Source organism: Methyloceanibacter marginalis (genome assembly GCF_001723295.1).
In the GTDB taxonomy this organism is placed as follows: Bacteria; Pseudomonadota; Alphaproteobacteria; order Rhizobiales; family Methyloligellaceae; genus Methyloceanibacter; species Methyloceanibacter marginalis.
Window position 1 is genome coordinate 1 of record NZ_LPWD01000360.1, and the last position, 4,345, is coordinate 4,345.

A 4,345-nucleotide genomic window follows, 5' to 3' on the forward strand; every position below is an offset into this window, starting at 1 on the left:
GTTCAGCGGCGAGCGTCACCTTCTTCTTGCCGCGGCGGCGGCGCGCGCGCGCCATTCGCGTCCACGCCGTTGAAAACCAGGACTTGCTCCTGCGGCTTCAGACGGAGCACGTTGGCCAGATAATGCGCCTGGTCGGGCGGGAGGACGATCTCGGCGCCGGTGCGCAGCGGAGACTTGACGAAGAGCCGTGGAAGTTTAGACGGCATGAACAACACCCGGCGAAGCGAGCAGAGGCGAGCGACACGACACATGCCACGTCCGGTATCCCAAGGCAAAGCGGATGAGGGCAAAGCGGGTAATGGCAAAGCCGGCAACGTCGCCGATGCGAGCACCGCCAACTGGGTGGACCGCTATGCGCCCGCCTGGCTGCTGCCTTACTTGCGCCTGGCACGCGCGGACCGGCCTATCGGGTTCTTTCTGCTGGCGCTGCCCTGCTTTTGGTCGGTGGCGCTGGCGGGGCGCAGCGTCGGGGCCCTCTACCCGGACCCTTGGCTGCTGTTCCTGTTTGCCGTGGGCGCTGTCGCCATGCGCGCCGCGGGCTGCACCTACAACGATATCGTCGACCGCGAGATCGACGCTCAAGTGGCGCGCACCCGATCGCGGCCTCTGCCAAGCGGACAGGTGAGCGTGACGGCGGCGGTTCTGTTTATGCTGGCGCTTTGCCTCGTCGGGCTCGCCGTACTGCTGAGCCTCAACAGCTTTTCCGTTCTGCTCGGGCTCTGCGTGATCCCCATCGTGGCGCTCTATCCTTTCATGAAGCGCATCAGCCATTGGCCTCAGGCCGTGCTGGGGCTTGCCTTCAATTGGGGCGCGCTGATGGGATGGGCGGCAGTGCTCGGCCGGCTCGACGCGGCCCCGGTGCTGCTCTACGCGGGGGCCATCGCCTGGACCATCGGCTACGACACGATCTACGCGCATCAGGACCGCGAGGACGACGCCCTGATCGGCATGAAATCGACGGCACTCCGATTTGGCGGCGCCACCAAAGCCTGGCTCAGCGCCTTTTACGGCTTTGCATGGAGCGCGATGCTGGTGGCGGGCTGGCTTTCGGGTGCGGGCACCGTCTTCGTCCTCGGCATGGGGCTCGCCGGCGTTCAACTGGCCTGGCAAGTCGCCACGCTCGATATCGACGATGCCGATAACTGCCTGGCGCGCTTCCGCTCCAACCGCGATTTCGGATTGCTTATTTTTGTCGCAGTCATGGCCGATATGGCGCTTGCATCTAGCGGCTAGAAGGCCGATTTCACGGTCTTGGAGAACTGGTCCGAGACGTGCAAGAGAGCCGCAGGCCAAGATGCCGTGCCCCAGGGTCCGGATAGCAAGAGGGCCTCGGAGCATTCGCTCTCGAGACCCGGTGACGCCTTGCTGTTAGCTTCCTTATTGGCTGCCTTGAGGCGGCCTTGATTGAGACGATGGTGCCACGGAAGCTTTCCCGGACGCTTAATGGACGTAATTAACGACCGGTAGCTTCAACCATGGTTTAGAGAGTGTTCCTTCCGACTTATGACCGCAATTACACCGACAAAGAAGCCTGAGATCCTGCCTTCGCTGGAAGAAGATTACGAACTTCTGAAGAGCGCGGTGCGCGATGCCGGCGCACTGGCCAACAGCTATTTCAAGCAGGACGTCCAAGTCTTCAAGAAACCGGACGGCTCGGAGGTGAGCGACGCCGACCTCGCCGTTGACGCGGCGATGAAGCTCGATCTCACGACGCGCCGCAAGGATTACGGCTGGCTGTCGGAGGAAAGCCCGGACGATCGCTCGCGCCTCAAATATTCGCGGGTGTGGATGATCGATCCCATCGACGGCACCAACGCCTATCTGCGTCACATTCCCGAATGGACCGTGTCGGCGGCGCTGGTCGAGGACGGCGTGCCGGTGTTGGGCGTGGTCTACAACCCGGCGAAGGACGAGTTTTTCCACGCCATGCGCGGGCATGGCGCCTTCCTCAACGATGAACCGATCCACGCCAGCGATAAGGCTTCCCTCGAAGGCGCGAAGATGATCGCCAGCGGCGGGCTGTTCCGGAAAAAGATCTGGCAGGAGCCCTGGCCCGACGTGACGGCGGAGTGGGTGAATTCCGTCGCCTATCGTCTGGCACTGGTGGCCTGCGGCCGGGGCGACGCCACAATCTCGCTGACAGCCAAAGCCGAGTGGGACCTGGCCGCCGCGGCCGTGATCATGGACGAGGCCGGCGGCATCACCACCGACCACCGCGGCAACCCGCATGCTTACAATCGCGAGAGCCCCAAATTTACGAGCCTGGTCGCGAGCGGCAAGCCGCTTCATCCCCTTCTCATCGAGCGCACAAGCCGCATAGACCTTTAGGGCGCATTTCGCCAAGGTGCCCAGCGTTCAAAGAACAGAGGGGGCGGACGCATGGCGTCAAAGGACAAATCGAAGACAGCAGGCGGCAAGCAACTACTTCATCTCGTGTTTGGGGGCGAACTGATGGAACTCGACAAGGTCGAGTTCAGCGATCTCAAGAAGCTCGATATCGTCGGCATCTACCCCAATTATGCCCAGGCTTACGATGCCTGGAAGGATGCCGCGCAGCGCACCGTGGACGATGCTCATATGCGTTATTTCATCGTCCATCTGCACCGGCTCCTCGATCCCGAGCACGGCGCGGACGGGAGCACCGGCTAGGCGCGCGGCCTCGAGCTTTTCGCCTTAAAGGAGACGGGGAGCCCGTGCTAGAAGGGGATCGATAAGGGACGGCCGCGCCGGCGGCCGCTGCTGAATCGGGGAAGTCTTTGAAAGATAATGTGTTCATAGATGCGCGCGTGATCTCCCGGGGCGCCGATGAGCTTGGGTCACGCCGTTATACGACGAAGGAGATCGTCCAACGCATCTGGCGGGAGCATCTGCGCCCCCATGTGTATCTGCTGGTTTGCGCCAGTATTGCCATGCTGGTCACCGCGGCCACCACGGGCGCCATTCCCTTTCTGATTCAGCGCACCGCCGACGACGTGTTCGTCGCCAAGAACGCGGACATGGTCTACTGGATCACCGGGGCCATCGTCATCGTGACGGTGCTCAAGGCGATCTCCGAATATGTAGCCAATGTCACCGTGGCTTATCTCGGCCATCGCTTCATCGCGGATCTCCGGCTGCAGATGTTCGACAAGCTGGCCAAGGCCGATCTCGGCTGGATCCAGACGGTGCATTCGGGCCGCATTCTCTCAGGCTTCCTCAACGACGCCAATCTGATCCGTGCCACGGCGAGCCGCACCATCGTCACGCTGGGCGAGAACCTCTTGAAGGTCATCATCCTCGTGGGCTCGATGATCTACATGGATCCGCGCTTCTCGGTGCTGGTCCTCATCTTCATGCCGTTCGCTTGGTTCATGCTGTCCCGGCAGCGGCGCAAGATGCGCAAATCCACGACCAAATCCCTGCAGGAGACGGGAGACCTCTCCGCGCTGGTGACGCAGACCTTGCGCGGCATGCGCGTGGTGCGGGCCTACCGGCAAGAAGGGCAGGAGCGGGAGCGCGCGGCACAAGCCACCAATCGCGCGCTCGAATTCACCATGCGCGGCACGCGGGCGCGGGCCGCATCGAGCCCGGCCATGGAGCTTTTGGTCGGCCTCGGCTTCGCGCTAGCCATCTATTTCGCCGGCACCCAGGGTGTGCGGGGCGACCTCACGCTCGGCCACTTCAGTGGGTTCATGACGGCGGCCCTGCTTATCTACAGTCCCCTGAAGAGCGTCGCCACGTTGCAGACGCAACTGCAAGAAGGCGTGGCGGCGGCAAGCCGCGTGTTCGGCATCGTCGACCGCGAGACAAATCTGGTCGAGGCTGAGGACGCCAAGCCGCTCGCGCTCACGAAGGGCGAGATCGAATTCCGCGACGTGACCTTCGCCTACAATCCGGACACCTTGGTGCTGAAAGGCGTGAGCCTGACGGTGCCGCCGGGCAAGACCGTGGCGCTGGTGGGCCCTTCGGGCTCCGGCAAGAGCACGCTGGTCAATCTGGCGTTGCGTTTCTTCGATCCGGAGAAGGGCCAGGTTCTGATCGACAACCAGGACATCAAGAACGTCACCATCGGTTCCTTGCGCGACGCTCTTGGGCTCGTAACCCAAGACCCGGTGCTGTTCGACGATACCATCCGCGCCAATATCGCCTATGGCGCCAAGCCCCTGGTCGAGGAGGAGGTCGTCGCGGCGGCCAAGGCGGCGGCGGCACACGACTTATTATGAGTTTGCCGAAAGGCTACGACACGCGTGTCGGCGAGGCTGGCGGCTTGCTCTCCGGGGGCGAGCGGCAACGCATCGCCATCGCCCGCGCCATCTACAAGAATGCGCCGATCCTGCTGCTCGACGAGCCGACCAGCTCGCTCGAT

Annotated in this window: 6 protein-coding genes; 5 read left to right on the forward strand and 1 reads right to left on the reverse strand. The window is 63.0% G+C overall.

The window, feature by feature from the left end; translation table 11 throughout:
- Nucleotides 1-2: 2 nt before the first annotated feature.
- Entirely contained in the window at nt 3-206 is a 204-nt protein-coding gene (locus AUC71_RS12745) for an RNA methyltransferase PUA domain-containing protein (protein ID WP_069624565.1), read from the reverse strand.
- Between the two features lie 43 nt (nt 207-249).
- Here AUC71_RS12745 and ubiA point away from each other — a divergent pair, with 43 nt between their 5' ends.
- From ubiA to AUC71_RS22810, 5 genes are all read left to right on the forward strand, one after another.
- A complete protein-coding gene (gene ubiA, locus AUC71_RS12750; protein WP_069624569.1) occupies nt 250-1,233 on the forward strand; it encodes a 4-hydroxybenzoate octaprenyltransferase in 984 nt (327 codons plus the stop codon).
- 270 nt (nt 1,234-1,503) lie between these two features.
- A complete protein-coding gene (locus AUC71_RS12755) occupies nt 1,504-2,328 on the forward strand; it encodes an inositol monophosphatase family protein (protein WP_069624566.1) in 825 nt (274 codons plus the stop codon).
- A gap of 51 nt (nt 2,329-2,379) precedes the next feature.
- Complete coding sequence (locus AUC71_RS12760) at nt 2,380-2,649, forward strand: DUF4170 domain-containing protein (RefSeq protein ID WP_069624567.1); 270 nt, start codon at nt 2,380-2,382, stop codon at nt 2,647-2,649.
- A 119-nt stretch (nt 2,650-2,768) separates the two neighbouring features.
- Nucleotides 2,769-4,202: an ABC transporter ATP-binding protein gene (locus AUC71_RS12765; protein WP_204376719.1), complete on the forward strand. Its 1,434-nt coding sequence runs from the start codon at nt 2,769-2,771 to the stop codon at nt 4,200-4,202.
- Nucleotides 4,199-4,345 (forward strand): ATP-binding cassette domain-containing protein (locus AUC71_RS22810; RefSeq protein WP_141701677.1); only part of this gene is annotated, 147 nt, incomplete at its 3' end. The genes AUC71_RS12765 and AUC71_RS22810, both read left to right, overlap by 4 nt.

Coding starts and splice junctions, on each gene's coding strand:
- AUC71_RS12755 (WP_069624566.1), top strand. CDS start 1,504: ATGACCGCAATTACACCGACAAAGAAGCCTGAGATCCTGCCTTCGCTG.
- AUC71_RS12745 (WP_069624565.1), bottom strand. CDS start 206: ATGCCGTCTAAACTTCCACGGCTCTTCGTCAAGTCTCCGCTGCGCACC.
- ubiA (WP_069624569.1), top strand. CDS start 250: ATGCCACGTCCGGTATCCCAAGGCAAAGCGGATGAGGGCAAAGCGGGT.
- AUC71_RS12760 (WP_069624567.1), top strand. CDS start 2,380: ATGGCGTCAAAGGACAAATCGAAGACAGCAGGCGGCAAGCAACTACTT.